The following is a 3,959-nucleotide window of genomic DNA, read 5'->3' on the forward strand; positions in this document are numbered from 1 at the left end:
GCCTACGATGTGTATGTGGTAGCCAGAGACGATGAGGGCTCACCAAACCTTCAGGCATCACCAACCTTGGTAAACGTAACCACAGCTGATGTAACTGCGCCAAGTGTAAGTAGCATTACTGTAAGCGGTTCGCCAGCTACCAACGCTACTAGTGTTTCTTTTACAGTAAACTTTAGCGAAAATGTTTCTGGCGTTGATGCAACTGATTTTACAGTAGATGGCTCTGGAGTTACGGGTAACATTACGGGAATGAGTGGTAGCGGAGCTACCTATACCGTGTCAGTGGGGTCTATTTCCGGTACAGGAACAATCAGTATAGATCTAAAGTCTAGTGGGACGGGTATTCAAGATGGTTCAGGAAATGTCATTAGTGGTGGGTTTACTTCAGGGGCTACCCACACAGTAGACACAGAAGCACCGACAACACCAGGCGCTCCTGATCTGGTTGCAGCCTTTGACTCGGGAACTTCTAATACAGACAATATAACCTCAGTAACCCAACCGAGATTTAGTGGAATAGGAATAGAATCTGGCGTTACCATTAAAATTACCTCTTCAATTAATGGTTTGGTAGGAACTACCACCACCAATGTGGGGGGGAGTTACAGCTATATCATAACCGGGACTCTCTCTGAGGGTACACATAATATCACGGTTACCGCTACCGATGGAGCAGGCAATGAGAGTTCATCTTCTGCAGCATTATCAGTGGTTGTCGACACCTCTGCACCAACATTGAGTTCAAGCAGCCCAACAGACGATGCTACAGGAGTAAGCCCCGGTGGCAATATTACCCTGACTTTCAATGAGAATATAGCCTTTGGTACAGGTAACATAGAAGTGATTGACGAAACCGATGGTTCTAATTCATTTACTATCGATGCTGCAAACCCTGGTTCTCAGGCCTCAATTAGCGGAAATGTTCTGACCATCAATCCATCTTCAGACTTGGATGAGTTGGAAAATTATTCCGTTAGAATAGCAGCAACGGCCATAGATGATATTGCTGGCAACAGTTACGCAGGTATCACCGATGCTACCACCTTGAATTTCACTACCGCAGATGGCACAGCCCCAATTTTTGAAAACAGCACACCCAATGCTTCATCGGTAGGAGGCACCAGTTTTACTTTGAATACAGATATAGATGAAGCGGGAGATATTTTTTATGTGGTTCTACTAGACGGAGCTACCGCTCCTACCTCTGCAGAGGTGGTTAGCGGCACCGGAAATGGCGGAGCAGCAGCCGTAACTTCGGGTAATGCCACCGTAAACTCGGGAGGCTTTACCAATGCCTTTAGCGTAACAGGTCTAACGTCAGAGACTGCCTACGATGTGTATGTGGTAGCCAGAGACGATGAAGGTACACCAAACCTTCAGGCATCGCCAACTCTCGTAAACGTAACCACAGCCGATGTAACTGCGCCCACTATTCAGAGTAGTTCGCCTGCAAACGGAGCAACCAATGTTAACTTAGGCCAGAACCTCACCATTACATTTGACGACAATATGGTTGTAGGCACTGGTAATATTACAATCGTTGAAACCGGTGTGGGTAACTTTGAGCAGTTGGACGTTACCAATGGTTCATTGGTTAGTGTTTCAGGTGCTACTGTTACTTTAAACCCTTCAGGTACCTTAAAAAAAGGAACAAACTATCATATAGAAATAGATGCATCGGCATTAGATGATGATGCCGGAAATGATTTTGTAGGTATTTCGAGCTCTTCTACCCTTAGGTTTAGCACTGTTAATGTAGTGATTAATGAGGTGGTTACAGATCCTCAGCGAGACTGGAGTTCTACAAACTTTACTTCAACTGCAAGTGGAGTGCCTGGCTCAGACGATGAGTGGGTAGAGTTATATATTAAGAGTACAGGTATTGATTTAACCGGTTGGACTATAGAGCTTATTGATGGTTCGGACATTACGGGTGATTTGACCAGCAACGGAGCCTTTGATGTTTCTAATTACATCTCGTCCGGTTCAGGAACGTTCAACAGCACACAGTTTGGAGACTTCCTGGTATTAGGTAACCCCGATGGTTCCGGCCTTTTGAATAACGATGTTCAGATAATTCTTAAAGATCCTAGCGGGGCCACAGTAGATCAGGTAAAACTGGGAGGAGCAGGAGGCGAAGCCCCTACCGGTAATGCTTCTTCTGTGAGCGATGAGTCGGTGCAAAGAAGCCCTAATGGAACCGATACAGATGATGATACAGCCGACTTTACTCGTGCAGCCGCTACAATTGGAGCGGCCAATGATGCATCAGGCCCGGCCATTACCAGCCTCGGACTTCATAACGAAAACACCTTTATAGAAATATTCGCAACTGAAGGTATGTACAGTACCAATGGCGGAACTGGTGCATTGGAGCCTTCAGATATTCAGCTTTCAATTAGTGGAGGATCCGCGCATACGCCAGTAATAACCAGCCTCAAGCAATTGAACGGTACTTCTGATCTGGTTGGTGGTGAAAGCAATATAAGAGTGAACTTTACAACCACAGGAGTGGCAGATGGTGGAGAGACCATTACAGTTAACTTCGCTGATGGAAGTTCTGTCTTTGACGTACTAGGTAATGCTGCGGCTGCCAGCCAGAGCAACAATACCAGAACGTTGAATGACCTGGTTGACCCATTCATTACCGGAGTAAGTCTGGCAGCAGATAATTCTTACATCGATGTGACCTTCAACGAAGCTGTTTATGAAGACAACTGTGGAGGAGGAGGACTTACACCAGCTGATTTTGACTTGAAAATTTCTGGTGGAACGGCAACCACTCCGGTAATATCCAGTGTGAAGCAAAACGATAGCCCTACAGAAGGTTCAGCTTCGACTTTGACAGGCGGTGAAACTACGGTAAGAATATTCTTCAGTCTTACGGGTACACCTAATGGAGCCGAAACCATTGAGGTAGATCTTCAAGCTAATGAGGTTTTTGATATTAATGGACGTGCAGGTGCTGCCGATCAAACCGCTAACAATACAGCCACTCTTAATGATCAGGCGGCCCCAACAGTAACTTCAATTGTGCGCCAGAGCCCTGCAACTGCCTCTACTAATGCAAGCAGCGTCACATTCCGTGTTACATTCAATGAAGATGTTCAGAACGTAGACGCGACAGACTTTGTCGTAACCGGTGGTGGTTCGGCCTCAGTAACTGGAGTATCGACCGAAACGGCCAACTCAGTCTTTGATGTAACAGTGGGTAATATAGATGCTGAAGGAACAGTAGACCTCGGTTTTGCTGGAGGGCAGAATATTGTTGATAATTCAAGCAATGCTTTTGCCGGTGTCATAGGATCGGAAGAAACTTATACCATAGACCTTACGGCTCCAACCGTTACTAGCGTATCTTCAACCACAGCCGATGGTACCTACAAAGTGGGCGATATTGTGGTCGTAACCGTAACCTTTAGCGAGGCTGTAACCGTGACCGGCACCCCTCAAATTACTCTGGAGACTGGTACACCCGATCGCACCGTAGATTATACTACCGGCACAGGTACCAGCACATTGAGCTTTAATTATACAGTACAGTCTGGCGATCAGAACAGTGACTTGGATTATGTAAACGTCAATTCGTTGAGCTTAAACTCCGGTACTATTACCGATGCAGTGGGCAACAATGCCACACTTACCCTACCAACTCCGGGAGAGGCCAATTCACTTGGTGCAAACAAGGCCATAGTGATTGATGCAGTGCCTCCAACTGTAACCAGTGTGTCTTCAACCACAGCCGATGGTACCTACAAAGTGGGCGATATTGTGGTCGTAACCGTAACCTTTAGCGAGGCTGTAACCGTAACCGGCACTCCTCAAATCACTCTGGAGACTGGTACAACAGATCGCACCGTAGATTACACTGCAGGTACAGGCACCAGCACATTGAGCTTTAATTATACAGTACAGTCTGGCGATCAGAACAGTGACTTGGATTATGTAAACGTCAATTC

At 46.2% G+C, this 3,959-nt stretch carries 1 protein-coding gene; it reads left to right on the plus strand.

The genetic code is table 11. The features are described 5' to 3' along the window. On the plus strand, positions 1-3,959 hold a 3,959-nt coding region (locus tag B3O12_RS13735), incomplete at both ends, for a beta strand repeat-containing protein (RefSeq protein WP_286756691.1).

The organism is Roseivirga sp. UBA838 (assembly GCF_002296035.1).
Classification (GTDB): Bacteria; Bacteroidota; Bacteroidia; order Cytophagales; family Cyclobacteriaceae; genus Roseivirga; species Roseivirga thermotolerans.